Origin of the sequence: Proteus sp. G2674 (assembly GCF_009915195.1) — a bacterium.
Classification (GTDB): Bacteria; Pseudomonadota; Gammaproteobacteria; order Enterobacterales; family Enterobacteriaceae; genus Proteus; species Proteus mirabilis.
In genome coordinates this window covers 122,908-140,106 of sequence record NZ_JAABLS010000027.1, presented here as the reverse complement: position 1 = coordinate 140,106, position 17,199 = coordinate 122,908, and the positions used below count along the sequence as shown (strand labels likewise).

Here is a 17,199-nt window from a genome sequence, read left to right as displayed (position 1 = left end):
ATTATCTTTGTTGTAAGCGTCGGTATTGTGCGACGGCTTTATTATGCTCCGCCAACGTTGTAGAAAACTTATGTCCCCCAGTGCCATCTGCGACAAAATAGAGATAACGCGTATCCGCAGGATGTGCTGCGGCTTTAATGGAAGCAACACTTGGCATAGCAATCGGTGTTGGCGGTAGCCCATCAATTTGGTAGGTATTGTAAGGCGTATAGCCATTAAGATCACTGCGATAAATCGTACCGCGATATTTATCTCCTAACCCATAAATCACAGTGGGATCAGTTTGTAAGCGCATATTACGTTTTAAACGATTAACAAACACTGAGGCCACTTTGGTTCTTTCTGCATCAATGCCAGTCTCTTTTTCAATAATCGATGCCATAATCAACATTTCATAGGCAGATTTATAGGGTAAATCACTATCGCGTTTTAGCCACTCTTCTTCTAATGTTTTTTCCATTTGCTGATAAGCACGTTTTAAAATGGCAATATCCGTCGTGCCTGCGGTGTAATGGTAAGTATCAGGAGCAAACCAACCCTCAAGATGGGTAATTTCAGGCTTCATTCCTATCTCTTGGCGTAACTTATCGCTTTCCATACCATTTGCGACAACCTTTAACTCAGGGGCTTTATCAAAAATAGCTTGCCAATCGCTTAAACGGCTACCCTCGATAAATCGAATCGTAAACTGCGCCTCTTTGCCACTTTTTATTAACAGCAAAACATCCCGCAGTGTCATACCTTTTGTTAAACGATAAGTCCCTGCTTTAAATTGACTGAGTTCTGGTTTTACTTTTAATAAAATTTGAAAATAATCTCCTTGTTTAAGAAGATTATTCTTAATAAGCAATTGTTCCATCGCAATACGACCAGTTCCTGCCGGAATAGTAAGCAGCATTTCATCTTGCTTTACCACAACATTGTTCTCTAACCCACGAAGGCTTTGCATAATATATAATGTGGCTGCGCCAGCGCTAATCAATAATGCAAAAAAGGCTATCCAAACTAATTTTTTTATCTTCATTTATAACTCATCAAACGTTAAGTCAGTGACAAACAGTGTTGTAAAACAACATGGTAAGCGTCTCTATCGCGATATTGATAGTGCTTATCATCTGAAAAATAGATCTGTTTTACGGGAATAATGGGCATCAGTGCATTGGTTAACCAAATTTCATCTGCTTGATAGAGCGTTTGCGGTTTTTCTCGCACAATGTGAATATCCCAGTCCAATTGTTGCGCAAAATCTAATACCTGCTGGCGCATGATCCCATTCACACCCGAAAGGCTAATATCCGGGGTAAATAATTGATTTCCTTTACGCCAGAAAAGGTTTGCGGCATTCGCTTCAACTAAATATCCTTCATTGTCACACACTAACATGTCATCAAATGGGGTTGTTTCTAAATGGTGTTTAATCAGCACTTGCTCTAAGCGATTAAGATGCTTGATACCGGCTAATAAACTATTTTGTCCCAATCTCACTGGGCTAATGGCTAAAGAAACCCCTTGCTTTTGTAAGTTATGATAATAAAACGGGTAAGTTGAGCAGGATGTGATCACTGTGGGTGTGTCAAAGCCTTTCGATGAATAGCCTCGCCCACCGCTTCCGCGGCTAATAATCACTTTAATAACACTTTTTTCAGTGATTGTGGACGCTATTTGTAGAAGATGGCTGGCTAACCATTGCCAGTCTGGTGAGGGTAAAAACAGTGCATCACAACCGCGTTGTAAACGTTTAAGGTGAGCAGATAATAGAATAGGTTTACCTTGTTCAACGGCAAGTGTTGTAAAACAGCCATCACCCAATTGTACCGCGCGATCACTCACATTGATGCTTTGTTGCTGTTGTCCATTTACCCAATACATCAAACACCTTATTTATAATCTATGTTATTGATATTTTTTGTACATGATAAACAAGTTAATGTAAAAGGACAAAGCTATAGATAAAATAAAAGACCCAGCATGACGTCTGGGCCTTTAGACTAATTCAATACGCAAATAAGCGGTTTACACACGCTTAAAGAGAATCGAACCGTTGGTACCACCAAAGCCAAATGAGTTACATAGAGCATAGTCCATATTCTCAACTTTACGCGCTTTATGTGGTACGAAATCAAGGTGACAATGTTCATCTTGATTATCAAGATTGATTGTTGGCGGTACAATTTGGTCACGTAAAGACAAAATAGTAAAGATAGACTCAATCGCCCCGGCAGCACCTAATAAGTGACCCGTCATCGATTTTGTTGAGCTAACTAATACATCAGTCCCTTTGCCAAATACCGTTTCAACAGCTTGCGCTTCTGCAATATCACCCGCATTAGTAGAAGTACCATGCGCATTGATATAACCGACATCAGCAGCAGTAATACCCGCATCTTTCAATGCGTTTTCCATTGCAAGTGCACCACCCGCGCCATTTTCTGCAGGAGAGGTCATATGGTAAGCATCACTACTCATACCAAAGCCAACAACTTCTGCATAAATTTTAGCGCCACGTGCTTTAGCGTGTTCATACTCTTCGAGGACTAACACACCTGCACCATCACCTAACACGAAACCATCACGATCTTTATCCCATGGGCGACTTGCCGCTTGAGGATCATCATTACGTGTTGATAATGCACGTACTGCACCAAAACCACCAACACCTAATGGTGTTGTTGCTTTTTCAGCACCGCCCGCTAACATCACATCAGCATCACCATAAGCGATAATACGAGCAGCATGCCCGATATTATGCACACCTGATGTACATGCAGTTGCGATAGAAATGGTCGGTCCACGTAAGCCATAAATAATGCTTAAATGGCCAGCAACCATATTAATGATGGTTGAAGGAACAAAGAATGGGCTAATTTTACGAGGGCCACCATTGATTAATGATGAATGATTTTCCTCGATAAGGCCTAAGCCACCAATACCAGAACCAATAGCAGCTCCGATACGACTTGCATTGGCTTCTGTTACTTCAAGACCTGAATCCGCAATGGCTTGAACACCTGCTGCAATACCATATTGAATAAAGAGATCCATCTTGCGCGCATCTTTACGCGAAAGATTGTAATCTTCATGATTGAAATCTTTTACCAATCCTGCGAATTTAGTCGCATGATGACTGGTGTCAAATTCTTCGATAAGGCCGATACCACTCTGTCCGGCACACACAGCTTTCCAAGAAGCTTCTGCGTTATTACCGACAGGAGATAACATGCCTAGTCCGGTCACAACTACACGACGCTTAGACACGCTTATCCTCCAAGGAGGGAAAAAGTTTAGGATTAAGAATATAGGCGGTCGAGTGACCGCCTAGATTAGCAAGCTTATTTACCTGCGTTTTCAACGTAATCAATAGCAGCTTGAACTGTAGTAATTTTTTCTGCTTCTTCGTCTGGGATTTCGATATCGAATTCTTCTTCCAGAGCCATTACCAGCTCAACTGTGTCAAGAGAATCAGCGCCTAAGTCATCAACAAATGAAGCTGAATTCACAACTTCTTCCTCTTTAACACCCAGTTGTTCAACAATGATTTTCTTAACGCGTTCGTCGATAGTGCTCATACTATTAAATTTCCTATCAAAACTCGCTTGCGCGATGATTTTCTTAGTTTATAAATACAGGAAAAGATCTAACCAATCCCGACTGTGTGGACTACTTTATTCGCTATATTTTGCATTATATTGTACGCAAAAAGCAAATATAAAGACGTCCCCGTAATTAGACCATGTACATGCCGCCATTGACATGCAATGTTTCACCCGTGATATAGCCTGCTTCATCAGAAGCTAAGAAAGCTACAGCACTGGCAATCTCTTTGGCATCACCTAAACGGTTAGCTGGCACTTGAGATAAAATACCGGCTCTTTGGTCTTCTGTTAACGCTCTGGTCATATCAGTTTCGATAAAGCCAGGAGCAACAACATTTACCGTAATGCCACGGGAAGCAACTTCGCGTGCTAATGATTTACTAAAACCAATCACACCCGCTTTTGCTGCCGCGTAGTTTGCCTGTCCAGCATTACCCATGGTTCCAACTACTGAACCAATAGTAATTATGCGACCATAACGTTTTTTCATCATAGCACGCATAACTGCTTTAGACAGACGGAAGACTGATGAAAGATTAGTGTCAATAATATCTTGCCACTCATCATCTTTCATGCGCATCAACAGGTTATCACGAGTAATACCTGCATTATTGACCAAAATATCAATTTCGCCAAATTCCGCGCGCACATCAGCTAAAAATTTTTCAATAGAGTCAGTTTCTGTGACGTTTAACACAAAACCTTTACCTTTATTGCCTAAATATTCGCTGATCGCTTTAGCACCGTTTTCACTCGTTGCTGTACCAATTACGGTAGCACCACATGCTATTAGCTTTTCTGCAATCGCACGGCCAATACCACGGCTTGCACCAGTAACTAGCGCTATTTTTCCGTCAAATCCCATGAGATCCCTCAGTCATTTCCTAATGCAGCGTCTAATGATGCAATATCATTAACTGCCGCAGCGTTCATCTCTTTAGAAATACGTTTCGTTAAACCAGTTAATACTTTACCGGGTCCTATTTCTAATAATTGTGTGATGCCCTTGCCAGCAATAAATTCAACCGTTTCAGTCCAGCGGACTGGGTTATAAAGCTGACGAACTAATGCATCTCGAATAGCATTAGCATCGGTTTGTGCTTTCACATCAACATTATTAACAACTTGAATTTCAGGTTGTTTAAATTCAATTTCTTGTAATGCAACAGCTAACTTATCTGCAGCAGGCTTCATTAAAGCACAGTGAGAAGGCACACTTACCGCTAAAGGTAACGCACGTTTCGCTCCAGCTTCTTTACATAATGCCCCTGCACGCTCTACGGCTTCTTTATTACCCGCAATCACCACTTGACCGGGTGAATTAAAGTTCACAGGTGAGACAACTTGTCCTTGAGCCGCATCTTCACAAGCTTTTGCAATAGCATCATTATCTAATCCGATAATTGCATACATGGCGCCAGTATCTGCAGGTACAGCCTCTTGCATTAATTGACCGCGCAATTCTACTAGTTTAATCGCCACAGCAAAATCAATTACGCCAGCACAGACTAAAGCAGAATACTCACCAAGACTGTGACCTGCCATCATTTGTGGCATTTTGCCTTGCTTTTCTTGCCATACTCGCCAAATAGCAACGGATGCTGCTAATAATGCCGGCTGTGTTTTCCATGTTTTGTTTAACTCTTCTTCAGGACCATTTTGCACTAAATCCCAAAGAGAATAACCCAATACATCAGATGCTTGAGCAAATGTTTCTGTCACTATTGGATAATGCTCGGCAAGTTCTGTAAGCATTCCAATCGCTTGTGATCCCTGTCCAGGGAAAACCATTGCAAAATCAGTCATGTTTATTTTCCTGATAATATTAAAAACGGATAAGTGCAGAGCCCCAAGTAAAGCCGCCACCAAACGCTTCTAACAGAATTAACTGCCCACGTTGAATGCGATTGTCTCTTACAGCTTCATCTAATGCTGTAGGAACGGATGCTGCTGACGTATTACCGTGGCGATCTAATGTCACCACGACTTTATCCATTGTCATATCCAGCTTTTTGGCTGTTGCTGAAATAATTCTTAAATTTGCTTGATGAGGCACAAGCCAGTCGAGTTCCGATTTATCAATATGATTCGCTTCTAATGTTTCATCCACAATGTGGGCAAGTTCACGAACTGCGACTTTAAAGACTTCATTCCCTGCCATGGTGACATAAGCAGGTAAGTCTTGATTTTCTCTATCCTGATAAGGCAGAGCTAACAGCTCACCAAAACGCCCATCAGAATGTAAATGTGTAGAAATAATACCTGACTCTTCAGAAGCACCGACAACGACGGCGCCAGCAGCATCACCGAAAAGAATAATTGTACCGCGATCGTTAGGATCTAACGCATGTGATAAGCGATCAGCACCAATCACTAAAGCTTGTTTCACCGTACCAGCCTTAATAAATTGATCAGCGATACTTAACGCGTAAACGAATCCTGAGCACGCGGCTGCAACATCAAACGCAATACAATCAGCAATACCGAGGGCGTGTTGAATTTGACATGCCGCACTCGGAAACGCATGAGAGCCTGATGTTGTGGCAACGATAATTAAGCCAATTTCTTGTCTATCAATATCAGCCATTTCTAATGCATTCTCAGCGGCACTCGCACCCATTTTGGCAACAGTTTCTTCTTCTGTTGCGATACGACGTTCATGAATACCTGTTCTGGTGACAATCCACTCGTCTGATGTATCAACCATTTTTTCTAAATCGGCATTAGTTCGCACTTGTACAGGCAAGTAACTACCAGTACCTAAGATTTTTGTATACATACTATCAATCACTCTTGGGTAATACTGTATTCAGACGTGAGGCAATTCGTTCTGGAATTTGTCGCTCAATGGCCTGAACAGCCTGTTCTATTGCTGCTGTAAACGCGTTTTCATTTGCGCCACCATGGCTTTTAATGACGATACCGCGTAATCCTAACAGAGAAGCACCGTTATACTGGTCGGGGTTCATATGGCCAAAACGCTTATTTAGGCGTTTTTGTAACCATTTCTTCAATAATTTCATCCACCACGACGTTTTTTTATTGTCACCAGTAGAAGATTTAATCAATGAAAGGAAGACTCTAATCACCCCTTCCATTGTTTTAAGGGAAACATTACCTGCGAAGCCGTCACACACCAACACATCTGTTTTGCCGGTCAGTAACTCGTTACCTTCCACATAACCAATATAGTTTATATTTGGTGTCGCCTTAAGAACGGTGGCGGCTTCGCGGATATTATCTAATCCCTTACTCTCTTCTTCACCAATATTTAAAAGAGCCACTTTAGGTGAATGTATACCTGCAATTTCTTCTGCCATCACGGCACCCATAACAGCAAATTGAACTAACATTTGGCTATCACAGTTAACGTTCGCGCCTAAATCAAGAACGACGGTCTTGCTTTTTTTCTGATTAGGTAACACAGAAACCAATGCAGGACGTTCTATTCCATCAATCGCTTTTAGCCGAAGTTTTGCTAACCCCATCAACACACCGGTGTTACCTGCACTTACACATGCCTGTGCTTCCCCTGTTTTCACCAGATCGAGTGCCACGCGCATTGATGTGCCTTTACTTGCTCTAATAGCATGTGAGGGTTTGGCATCATTGGCGACAATATGTTCAGCCGGTATAACATGTAAACGGGAGATTAGCTCAGCATTTTGATTTGCAAGCAGAGGAGAGATAGAGTCTGGTTGACCCACCAGCAATATTTTTAAATGAGGATTAGATGCCAGCGCCCGCATACATGCAGGCACTGTGATACGAGGACCGAAGTCCCCGCCCATCGCATCTAACGCTATGGTTAGATTTGTCAAAGTATCAACGAGCTATAAAGCTAATTACTTGTTGATAACCTTGCGGCCACGGTAGTAACCGTCAGCAGTTACATGGTGACGCAGGTGAGTTTCACCAGAAGTTTTGTCAACAGAAACATGAGTTGCTGTCAGTGCGTCATGAGAACGACGCATACCACGTTTAGAACGAGTTGGTTTGTTTTGTTGTACGGCCATTGACCTTACTCCTTAGTACTTTTCTTTAAACTGGCTAATACGGCAAATGGATTCGGCTTCTCTGATAATTCTTCAGGGAGTTCACCGAACACTTGTTCCGCGTCGGACACTTCACAGTGTTCAAAATCATGTACCGGAACCACCGGCAAGTTGAGGATTATTTCATCTTCAATCATCGCCAGCAAATCTATTTCACCAAAATCGTCTACGTCGATTGGCTCATATTCTTCCGGTAATGCTTCAGCCCGTTCATCACTAACAACAGGGCTAAAACAATATGTTGTGTGAACATGATAGGGAAAATGGCCCCCGCAACGCTGACACTCTAAAGTGACATCCACATCGGAATGCCCCTTGATGACTGCCAAACGTTGATGGTCAATATCAAATGATAAAGCCACATCAATATTACTGTCCACACTGACCACCGATTCAGCTAAGCGGCTAACTTGCTCAGAGGAATATTGACCGTCATAGTCTAAATTCTTCTGTGCTGCTCGCAGCGCATCAATGGTCAGGGGTAATTTTACCTTTTGCATAAGGCGCGCATATTATCTTTGTAATGGAATATAGTCAAAGAAAAAGGCGGGTTATCTACACCTTTCCACCAAAATTCGCTTTATCAGCGGCGCATAGTTTAGAATGTCGGGCATCATTTTGCTACGGATTTTATAAAAAATATGTTGCCACTGGTTCTTGCGTCGACTTCACCCTTCCGAGCTCAGCTTCTGAAAAAGCTTGGAATGCCCTTTATACAGGCCTCCCCAAACATTGACGAAACCCCTTTGCCCACAGAGTGTGCACAAGCGTTAGTCACTCGTTTATCCTATGAAAAAGCGCGTGCTTTAGAGGTACAATACCCAAATCACTTAATTATTGGTTCAGATCAGGTTTGTGTACTCAATAAAAAAATTACGGGTAAGCCTCTTAATTTTGAAAACGCTTTTGCACAATTAAAACAAGCATCCGGTCAATGTGTATCATTTTATACTGGATTAACTTTATATAATAGCTCAACATTAGCCTATGAAAGTCATTGTGAATTATTTCAAGTTCACTTTCGGCATTTAACCGATGATGAAATTATCGGCTATTTAAATAAAGAAACGCCGTTTTATTGCGCAGGAAGTTTCAAGTCTGAGGGGTTAGGAATTACTCTGTTCGATAAATTAAGCGGTGATGACCCAAATTCTTTAATCGGATTACCACTTATCCGATTGAATAAAATGTTACTCTCACAAAGAATTAACCCATTACTTTCCACAGATAATCAGGAATAGTCGTGATTGTCTTATTTTAATCTTATTTAGCGATAAAGCGTATTATGAATAAATTAGCATCAATTTTGGCAGCTTTAATCCTTACGGCATCGGTAGTAGGTTGCTCTGATGAGAAAGCACCTGACAATTCAGCCGTAAAAGCAGATAACAGTAGTAATGTTGCCCAAAATACTGATCCCAAAAAAGAAGATGAAAGTGCATCTTCATTTAAAAAGAACTTTATTAGTAGTTGCATACTCGGTTCTGGTGTGACTGATGATGCACTAATACCACAAATTACCGAAGTTTGTAGCTGTACTTACGATAACATCATCAAAGATTATGGTATGACCGAATTTATTCGCGTTGATATGGAAATGAGAAAAGACGGCTCCAAATCGCTTCCGAAAGAGTGGAATATCGATAAAATTGTTGAGCAATGTATATCAACCATCACCAAATAACCCTGGCTGGATACTGATTCTATTTTCTAGGGCGACAACGGTAAATCATTTGCAAACAAAGTGGGAAAAAATTTTCTCCCACTTTGCTAGCTTGAAAACAGTAGTATTAAGATTTTTGATTGCGTAATACTTGTAAACAGTAACGTAACGTTTTATCCATCGGCGCTTCAATACGCATTTTTTCCCCTGTTGAAGGATGAATAAAGGTTAATGAACTCGCATGTAAAAAGAGACGGTTAAGCTTGGTTGAAGCTAATTGTGTATCAAAATCACGATCACCATAGCGATCATCAAAAGCAATAGGATGGCCGGCATGTAATGTATGGACACGAATTTGATGAGTTCGTCCCGTGACAGGACTTGCTTTAACTAAGGTCGCAAATTCAAAGCGCTCTTCTACCTTAAAGCGTGTTTCTGATGGTTTACCTTCACTACTTACTTTAACCACCCGCTCACCACTTTGTAGGATATTTTTCAATAACGGGGCTTGTACTACTTTTGTATGAGATTGCCATTGACCACGTACTAAGGCTAAATAATCTTTTTGCATCTGTTTTAATCTTAGCTGTTCGTGTAGTGAACGCAGGGCTGAGCGCTTTTTAGCAATCAATAATACCCCAGAGGTATCTCTATCAAGGCGATGCACCAATTCTAGAAATCTCGCCTCTGGACGCAATGCCCTTAAACCTTCAATCACACCAAAACTGAGTCCGCTGCCACCATGTACTGCCGTCCCTGATGGCTTATTAATCAGCATCACATGTTCATCTTCATATAAAATACACTCAGCAAGTGCTGATACTTTCTCTAACTTAGGCGATACCGCATGTTCTTCTTTTTCTGCTACCCGGACAGGAGGAATACGAATGCTATCCCCTGCAGCTAATTTATATTCAGGCTTAATGCGCCCTTTATTAACCCGAACTTCACCTTTGCGGATAATTCGGTAAATCATACTTTTCGGTACACCTTTTAAGCGTGCCAGTAAAAAATTATCAATACGCTGGCCTGCCTCATCGCCATCAATGGTGACGAACTGAACTTGATTAAATGATTTCATAGTGGCGATTTTTTAGCTCTCTTAAAATAAAAAATGACAAACAAATTATTGGTGCACAAAATAACATCAAATTGGGCGCCTATTTTAACCTGATTAATGGGAAAAAGACGAAACATTAACTAATCTCTCATATTTATACAGAAAAAGTCACCAAAGCGGAAAAGTCATCTTGCTATAACCCCAACACCAATGGAATAATGCAGACTCTCCTGATTAAGTTTATCAGGTATATTTATGAAATTTTGTTTGTTTGATATTCAAATGCAGCAATGGCGTAAGACATAGTCGAATATCAAACAATTTAGTATGCCATAAATACATCACTTATTGAGTTGGCACATTACGTCTCAATTAAAGAGTGCTGAATTTTAGAACTGAAAATCAGACTCACCGACAAATTGCACCTCTATACAATCGACAACCGTGAGGTTGACGCCTTTGTAAAAGACACGAGGTCATCGGTTATCAATAGTGTAATTACGTATGTCAGTGGCACATTATAAAACGTGAAAATAACGAGTAAGTCACAATATGAAAAGAATGTTAATTAACGCGACTCAACAGGAAGAGTTGCGTGTTGCCCTTGTTGATGGGCAACGTTTGTATGATCTGGATATCGAAAGCCCCGGACATGAGCAAAAAAAAGCCAATATCTATAAAGGTAAAATCACCCGAATTGAGCCCAGTCTAGAAGCCGCTTTTGTTGATTATGGTGCGGAACGCCACGGTTTCCTTCCTATCAAAGAAATTGCCCGCGAATATTTTCCTAGTAATTATCACTCACATGGTCGTCCTAACATCAAAGATGTTTTAAAAGAAGGTCAAGAGGTAATCGTACAGGTAGATAAAGAAGAGCGCGGAAATAAAGGTGCGGCTTTAACCACCTTTATTAGCCTTGCAGGTAGCTATTTGGTATTAATGCCAAATAATCCTCGTGCTGGCGGTATTTCTCGTCGTATTGAAGGGGAAGATCGTACTGAATTAAAGGAAGCATTATCTAGCCTTGATATTCCTGATGGAATGGGGTTGATTGTTCGTACTGCAGGTGTGGGTAAATCCGCAGAAGCATTACAACAAGATTTAAGCTACCGTTTAAGACATTGGGATGCTATCAAAAAAGCAGCGGAAAGCCGCCCTGCTCCTTTTCTGATCCACCAAGAAAGTAACGTGATTGTACGTGCTTTCCGTGATTATTTACGACCAGATATTGGTGAGATCTTAATTGATAACGCTAAAGTAGTTGAAATGGCTCGTAGCCATATTGAAGCCATTGGTCGTGGTGACTTTGCTAGCAAAATTCGCCACTACACAGGGGCTGTACCACTATTTAGTCACTACCAAATTGAATCTCAAATTGAATCAGCCTTCCAACGTGAAGTCCGTTTACCTTCGGGTGGCGCTCTGGTTATTGATACAACAGAAGCATTAACCGCTATCGATATTAACTCATCTCGTTCAACACGAGGTGGCGATATTGAAGAGACAGCCTTTAACACTAACTTAGAAGCTGCTGATGAAATTGCGCGCCAACTCCGTTTACGTGACCTTGGTGGTTTGATTGTTATCGACTTTATCGATATGACCCCTGTTCGTCATCAGCGTGAAGTGGAAAATAGAATGCGTGAGGCTGTGCGCCAAGATCGCGCACGTATTCAAATAGGTCGCATTTCGCGTTTCGGCTTATTAGAGATGTCACGTCAGCGTTTAAGTCCTTCATTAGGTGAATCAAGCCATCATGTTTGTCCGCGTTGTTTAGGCACAGGGACTATCCGTGATAATGAGTCACTTTCTCTTTCTGTATTGCGTCTTATCGAAGAAGAAGCATTAAAAGAAAATACTCATGAAGTACACGCTATTGTGCCCGTACAAATTGCCTCTTACTTGCTCAATGAAAAACGTAAGGCAGTCACCGATATTGAGTTGCGCCAAGCCAATGTCAAAGTAGTGATTGTTCCTAATGATCAAATGCAAACACCGCATTTCTCAGTTATTCGAGTGCGCAAGGGCGAAGAGATCTCTTCATTAAGCTACAATTTAGCGCAATATCACGAAACTCAGTTAAATGAAGCAGAAGATGAAGCCGTACCTGAGCGTAAAGCGCCAGAGCAACCGGCGATATCCGCTTTTGCATTACAAGATAATAGCGCTGACACCACCAATAAGAAAAAATCTGCACCAACTCCAGCTAAACAGGTGAAGAAAAGCGAAACAACAGAGAGTGGTGGATTCTTTAGTGCTATTGCAAAATTCTTCTCTAACTTATTTGCGAGTCAGCCAGAGCCTGTAGTTGAAGAAAAACCGCAAGAAAGCAAAAAAGAGAATAATGAAAACCGTCGTGAGCGCCGAAATAATAACAATCGTCGCAATAATAACCGCCGTGAACGCGATAATGATCGCAATCGTGACCACGAGCGCAATCGCGATAACGTAACGAGCGAAGAAAATCGTAAGAACCGTAATCAGAAAGCGCAAAATGCCAATACTGAAGTCAGTAATGAGCAAGAAATCGCTGAACGTGAAGCCCGTCGTCAACAACGCCGTGAACAACGTGCAGAACAACGTCGTCGTCAGGAAGAAAAACGTCAGCAACAACAAGAAGCTGCGAAAGCCGCACAAAATACAGCGGAAAATGACAATGCAGCAAAACAGGCTGAGAAGAAAGAAGAATCTCGTCGCCCTGTTATGCCTCGTCGTGCTCGCCGTCAATTAACGCAATCTGTTCGTGTAACTGATGCTGTCACAACACCTGCTATTGATGTTGCTGTGAGCGACTCACCGTTTTCTGAGCCACCAGCGACAGTGGTTAGTCAATTACCATCATCAGAAAAACAGCAAGTTGCGAAACCAGTAGCGACGGTTAAAGATGAGCAAGAACAAGTTTCTGCTAATGCGTTAACTGATACTGTAAAAGCACAAGAAGAAGTGAAAAAAGAAGAGAATGCGGGCCAACAAGAAAATGTGATGCCACGTCGCTCTCGCCGTTCACCTCGTCATTTACGTGTTAGTGGGCAACGTCGTCGCCGTTATCGTGATGAACGTACATTAGTCTCCCCTATGCCACTAACGATGGCCGTAGCTTCTCCAGAGCTTGCGTCAGGTAAAGTATGTATTCATTACCCTGTCACACCAATTAGTGATGCACCATTTGTTGACAATAATGTTGAAAATAGCACTGACAATAAAGTTGCTAAAAACTTCATTACTCATAAAGATCCACAAATGGTTGCTATTGCACCAGAAGTATCAGAAACCATTGCTGCAGATGTTGCTCAGGCTCAAACAGCAAGTACTGAAGCAACTGAAGCGACTTATTCGGTCACAGTTAGTACTGAATCAACCACTGAAGCTGTAGCTGAAATTGTCGCGATTGCACCGCAAGAAACGACTGCTGATGTTAATGAGTCAACTGCCGATCATGTAGAAGAAAACGCTGTTAACAACGTTATTGCTGACGTTAATACCCAAGAGCATGTTACTCGTAAAGAGAATATCTCTGCGGTATTAAATACAACGGAAGCTTATCTACATGAAGTGACTGAGCAAGCCGATGTTGCCGAAGAGAAAACAGAAACCGCTCATAATAAAGTCATAGCTAATGCTGATCATGAAACCGCTAGTGAAGACACCCATAGTGACATGACAACGCAAGCGCCTGTACCTGAGATGCCAGCAACAACCCAAGCATCGACTGAATGTGCGGCTGAGCAACATGTAGAGCAAACTGCTTCTCAATCTACACCTGTAGAAACACAGCCTGAAGTGACCGAGCCTGTTGCTGAAACTAAAACGGAAACCGAAGTCGCATCGGTTGAAGTTAAGCAGCCAGCTAAAGTGACCGTTATTCGTCAAGAGCCAACAGTACGCCAATTACATGCTAGCTCGCCAATGACGAAAGCTCCGGCATCTACAGATGTGCCTGTAGCAATTGAAATCAAAGCATGGGATGCACGTCCAGCCTTTGATAAGCAAGGCCGTAGCGGTGCGGGTGGTCATTGTTCAACTAATCATGCTTCATCTGAAATGACTAAAGCGTCAACGCATAGTGAGTCATAAGAGAAAAGAAGCAATAATATAACGCGATAAATATTCCGTTGTTAATCCAAGAGCCTGTTAATTAGCAGGCTCTTTGTTTTATAGCTTGTGTGACCATAACTATGATGAAAAAACGAAAAAAAAGGCCTCTGAACAACCATTCAGAGGCCTTTGAATTTGCCAGCTAATATAATTAATTTTTAATATTAGGAATATTTTTAATTTCACCCATCGCTTTTAATTGTTTTGACAATTCACGACGCTCTTTAGAGAGATCGGCATTTTTTATGATGTAATCATCTACACGATCTTCATAGTCACTACGCATATTAGCGATAATACCGAGTACATCTTCAATTGACATACCAGGCTTAATGTATTCACTTAAGTTGTCTAATAAAAGAACACGTTTTTGGTTATCACGGATCTTTTTCTCATTGTCAGTGATCTCACGACGGATTTTGTTTTTACGACGATACATACGCACAAACTCCAGTACGTTTTGGAAAGACGGCTTGCTTGCGTTATCCATTTCCTACACCTTTACAATTGATATTTAAGAAAAATAGTACTGTTTAAGATTATCGCTTAATCGTGTCAATAAACAAGTAAAGTTTATAAATTTAATTGATTTGGCTTAATAAACAGTAGATTAGAATGATACGCTCTATTCAATATAGTCAATCAGCCGATATTCGTAAACCTAAATAAAATCGATAAAAAAAGCTACCACTCACGGATGGTAGCCATAAAAATTATCTAGCAGCGCTATAATAGCTAATGCCTACCCGCTTAAATCGGTTGAGCTTTATTGTTACTATCGAGATCAGTCATATCATGTTGTGGTAATGCTTTCGAGTCAGCACGTAACAACACCGCAGAAAGTAACGTAGTACCGACGACCATACATCCCATCACCATATACGTAGGGGCAAAACCGTAATGATCATAGCCATAACCCGCTAATGGGGATAACAATGTTGCCACAATGGAACTGACACATTGGAAACCGACTAAATACAATGTAGAAGATAAACGCTTATCAAAATGTTGGCTGTTATATTTAAAAATAGAAATTAACAGGATAGGAAGCTCAACGGCATGTAATAACTTCATACAAGAGATCATTATCGGCCCTTCAACTAATCCAGAACCAATAATACGCGCAGCCATCACACTACTCGCCAATAATAAACCGTTTTTCGCCCCTATTTTGTTCACTAAGAAAGGCGCAACAAACATTCCTCCCGCTTCTAAGAAAACCTGTAAGGAATTAAGATACCCGTACATCTCATTACCTTGCTGTAATGATGCAAATTGTGAAGAGAAGAAAACCGGGAACTGTTGATCGTAGACGCTATAAATACAGGTTCCGACCACAAATAATATTAATGCCCAAAAGCGCGGTAATGACAGTAAGTTTAATGCATCATTGATGGTGAGTGCAGAAGGTTTGCCATGCTCTAATTGATTAAAAGCATCTGGTTTATCTGTTTTTAGTAACGCCAACAGAATTAAGAAGATCACCCCCGCTATCGATGCCATAAAAAAGTTATAGTTAGGATCGATATTGATATTATGCCCAGCAATAAAGGTTGCCGATGCCCATCCCAAAGAGCCCCACATCCTCGCCCTGCCATACTCAAAACCACGAATACGGCTAACACGCTCAGTATAAGATTCTAAAACGCCGATCCCTGCATTAAAAGTCATTCCTACATAGAGCCCTCCGAGAATAGAGCCAATAAAAATATTCCAGCGCAATATTGTCGCAAAGCTAAGAAAAAAAGGCCCCGATAAAATAAGCAATACCGCGATAACCAGCAGTAAATTTTTGCGTAAACCCAGTTTATCTTGAATAAAGCCATAGAGTGGCTGGGCACATAAAGCAATCAATGATATAGCCGAGAATATCAAACCAGTATCTGTTGCTTTAAGTCCAACATATTGATGTAACCAAATAGAGATTAATGAAAACGATGAAGACCATGTAAAAAAGAAGAAAAATAGCAACGCACTTAAGATCACATAGTATTTTTTAGCATCTTTATTCATTGTTAAGCGCCTTATAAAGTCATTTTGCGACCAGAATGTTAACGTTAACTCTATTTATAACGTAGAAAATATTTACCATTATGTGATTTAACGCACTAAAGTTAACGTTAACATACAAATTATGTGCGGAAGATCGATTTTTATACTGGTAGTACTTACCACTATTTTAAATGCAACACACAAATAGACACCCTATTATTCTTTTCTGTTCGACCTATTTGTTACAATAACCTGATTATTTATCTTATCGACTAATGATTATGCTTACTGATTTAAATCATCTAACACTTGCCGTCAATGACGTTAAAAAAAGCTTTCACTTTTATGTTGAAGTACTTGGTTTTAAACCCTTGGCACTATGGGATCACGGCGCTTATCTACAGTTAAATACTTTGTGGTTATGTTTATCCGAAGATACCCGCAATATCACTGAAATAAGTGATTACACACACTATGCATTTAGTTTATCTGCAAATAATTTTGAAACATTTAAACAGCATCTTCTATCACACGGCATTACATCGTGGAAAGAAAATAAAAGTGAAGGAGACTCTTTTTATTTTTACGATCCTGATAATCATAAATTAGAAATACATGTAGGCGATTTAGAGAGTCGTTTAAAAACTTGTCGTCAACATCCTTACTCAGGCATGCAATTCTTTGATAATAAATAAAAATATTACAATAGAACAAATATAACACAACGGATTACAAGGCTTT

17 protein-coding genes are annotated in these 17,199 nt (G+C 40.7%); 4 read left to right on the top strand and 13 right to left on the bottom strand.

What is annotated here, in order from left to right:
• Position 1 precedes the first annotated feature (1 nt).
• From mltG to yceD, 10 genes are all read right to left on the bottom strand, one after another.
• Entirely contained in the window at positions 2–1,024 is a 1,023-nt protein-coding gene (mltG, locus tag GWI58_RS12780) for an endolytic transglycosylase MltG (protein ID WP_110229351.1), read from the bottom strand.
• Positions 1,025–1,041: 17 nt separating this feature from the next.
• The gene (gene pabC / locus GWI58_RS12775) at positions 1,042–1,869 is read right to left on the bottom strand and encodes an aminodeoxychorismate lyase (protein WP_161769243.1); all 828 of its coding nucleotides are present in this window, start codon (positions 1,867–1,869) and stop codon (positions 1,042–1,044) included.
• Between the two features lie 144 nt (positions 1,870–2,013).
• Positions 2,014–3,255: a beta-ketoacyl-ACP synthase II gene (gene fabF, locus GWI58_RS12770; protein ID WP_004247823.1), complete on the bottom strand. Its 1,242-nt coding sequence runs from the start codon at positions 3,253–3,255 to the stop codon at positions 2,014–2,016.
• A 74-nt stretch (positions 3,256–3,329) separates the two neighbouring features.
• Entirely contained in the window at positions 3,330–3,566 is a 237-nt protein-coding gene (acpP, locus tag GWI58_RS12765; RefSeq protein WP_004247087.1) for an acyl carrier protein, read from the bottom strand.
• A 157-nt stretch (positions 3,567–3,723) separates the two neighbouring features.
• Positions 3,724–4,458: a 3-oxoacyl-ACP reductase FabG gene (gene fabG / locus GWI58_RS12760; RefSeq protein ID WP_004247085.1), complete on the bottom strand. Its 735-nt coding sequence runs from the start codon at positions 4,456–4,458 to the stop codon at positions 3,724–3,726.
• Positions 4,459–4,466: 8 nt separating this feature from the next.
• Positions 4,467–5,399, bottom strand: a complete 933-nt coding sequence (gene fabD, locus GWI58_RS12755) for an ACP S-malonyltransferase (protein ID WP_161769242.1) — start codon at positions 5,397–5,399, stop codon at positions 4,467–4,469.
• A 19-nt stretch (positions 5,400–5,418) separates the two neighbouring features.
• Positions 5,419–6,372 carry a beta-ketoacyl-ACP synthase III gene (locus tag GWI58_RS12750; RefSeq protein ID WP_004247821.1) on the bottom strand — a complete coding sequence of 318 codons (954 nt, stop codon included), beginning with the start codon at positions 6,370–6,372 and terminating at the stop codon, positions 5,419–5,421.
• 4 nt (positions 6,373–6,376) lie between these two features.
• The gene (plsX, locus tag GWI58_RS12745; RefSeq protein WP_161769241.1) at positions 6,377–7,414 is read right to left on the bottom strand and encodes a phosphate acyltransferase PlsX; all 1,038 of its coding nucleotides are present in this window, start codon (positions 7,412–7,414) and stop codon (positions 6,377–6,379) included.
• Between the two features lie 24 nt (positions 7,415–7,438).
• A complete protein-coding gene (gene rpmF, locus GWI58_RS12740) occupies positions 7,439–7,609 on the bottom strand; it encodes a 50S ribosomal protein L32 (RefSeq protein WP_004247080.1) in 171 nt (56 codons plus the stop codon).
• Between the two features lie 5 nt (positions 7,610–7,614).
• Positions 7,615–8,148, bottom strand: a complete 534-nt coding sequence (gene yceD / locus GWI58_RS12735) for a 23S rRNA accumulation protein YceD (protein WP_004247079.1) — start codon at positions 8,146–8,148, stop codon at positions 7,615–7,617.
• Between the two features lie 141 nt (positions 8,149–8,289).
• On the opposite strand from yceD, the gene GWI58_RS12730 reads away from it, so the two are divergent.
• Positions 8,290–8,889, top strand: coding sequence for a Maf family protein (locus GWI58_RS12730; RefSeq protein ID WP_004247078.1), 600 nt, complete (start codon positions 8,290–8,292; stop codon positions 8,887–8,889).
• Positions 8,890–8,933: 44 nt separating this feature from the next.
• The gene (locus tag GWI58_RS12725; RefSeq protein WP_004247077.1) at positions 8,934–9,332 is read left to right on the top strand and encodes a hypothetical protein; all 399 of its coding nucleotides are present in this window, start codon (positions 8,934–8,936) and stop codon (positions 9,330–9,332) included.
• Positions 9,333–9,438: 106 nt separating this feature from the next.
• Here the strand turns inward: GWI58_RS12725 and rluC are convergent, their stop codons facing one another.
• On the bottom strand, positions 9,439–10,392 hold the full coding sequence (gene rluC / locus GWI58_RS12720) for a 23S rRNA pseudouridine(955/2504/2580) synthase RluC (protein ID WP_004247076.1): 954 nt from the start codon (positions 10,390–10,392) through the stop codon (positions 9,439–9,441).
• Positions 10,393–10,923: 531 nt separating this feature from the next.
• Between rluC and rne the strand changes: the two genes are divergently transcribed.
• Positions 10,924–14,445, top strand: a complete 3,522-nt coding sequence (gene rne / locus GWI58_RS12715; protein WP_161769240.1) for a ribonuclease E — start codon at positions 10,924–10,926, stop codon at positions 14,443–14,445.
• 172 nt (positions 14,446–14,617) lie between these two features.
• Here rne and tmaR read toward each other — a convergent pair whose 3' ends face one another.
• On the bottom strand, positions 14,618–14,956 hold the full coding sequence (tmaR, locus tag GWI58_RS12710; protein WP_004247073.1) for a PTS system regulator TmaR: 339 nt from the start codon (positions 14,954–14,956) through the stop codon (positions 14,618–14,620).
• A 260-nt stretch (positions 14,957–15,216) separates the two neighbouring features.
• The gene (locus GWI58_RS12705) at positions 15,217–16,479 is read right to left on the bottom strand and encodes an MFS transporter (protein ID WP_004247072.1); all 1,263 of its coding nucleotides are present in this window, start codon (positions 16,477–16,479) and stop codon (positions 15,217–15,219) included.
• A gap of 260 nt (positions 16,480–16,739) precedes the next feature.
• On the opposite strand from GWI58_RS12705, the gene GWI58_RS12700 reads away from it, so the two are divergent.
• Positions 16,740–17,153, top strand: a complete 414-nt coding sequence (locus GWI58_RS12700; protein ID WP_141225974.1) for a VOC family protein — start codon at positions 16,740–16,742, stop codon at positions 17,151–17,153.
• The last annotated feature ends 46 nt before the right edge of the window (positions 17,154–17,199 follow it).

Coding starts and splice junctions, on each gene's coding strand:
- rluC (WP_004247076.1), bottom strand. CDS start 10,392: ATGAAATCATTTAATCAAGTTCAGTTCGTCACCATTGATGGCGATGAG.
- fabG (WP_004247085.1), bottom strand. CDS start 4,458: ATGGGATTTGACGGAAAAATAGCGCTAGTTACTGGTGCAAGCCGTGGT.
- mltG (WP_110229351.1), bottom strand. CDS start 1,024: ATGAAGATAAAAAAATTAGTTTGGATAGCCTTTTTTGCATTATTGATT.
- GWI58_RS12730 (WP_004247078.1), top strand. CDS start 8,290: ATGTTGCCACTGGTTCTTGCGTCGACTTCACCCTTCCGAGCTCAGCTT.
- fabD (WP_161769242.1), bottom strand. CDS start 5,399: ATGACTGATTTTGCAATGGTTTTCCCTGGACAGGGATCACAAGCGATT.
- GWI58_RS12725 (WP_004247077.1), top strand. CDS start 8,934: ATGAATAAATTAGCATCAATTTTGGCAGCTTTAATCCTTACGGCATCG.
- pabC (WP_161769243.1), bottom strand. CDS start 1,869: ATGTATTGGGTAAATGGACAACAGCAACAAAGCATCAATGTGAGTGAT.
- GWI58_RS12750 (WP_004247821.1), bottom strand. CDS start 6,372: ATGTATACAAAAATCTTAGGTACTGGTAGTTACTTGCCTGTACAAGTG.
- acpP (WP_004247087.1), bottom strand. CDS start 3,566: ATGAGCACTATCGACGAACGCGTTAAGAAAATCATTGTTGAACAACTG.
- rne (WP_161769240.1), top strand. CDS start 10,924: ATGAAAAGAATGTTAATTAACGCGACTCAACAGGAAGAGTTGCGTGTT.
- tmaR (WP_004247073.1), bottom strand. CDS start 14,956: ATGGATAACGCAAGCAAGCCGTCTTTCCAAAACGTACTGGAGTTTGTG.
- yceD (WP_004247079.1), bottom strand. CDS start 8,148: ATGCAAAAGGTAAAATTACCCCTGACCATTGATGCGCTGCGAGCAGCA.
- GWI58_RS12705 (WP_004247072.1), bottom strand. CDS start 16,479: ATGAATAAAGATGCTAAAAAATACTATGTGATCTTAAGTGCGTTGCTA.
- rpmF (WP_004247080.1), bottom strand. CDS start 7,609: ATGGCCGTACAACAAAACAAACCAACTCGTTCTAAACGTGGTATGCGT.
- GWI58_RS12700 (WP_141225974.1), top strand. CDS start 16,740: ATGCTTACTGATTTAAATCATCTAACACTTGCCGTCAATGACGTTAAA.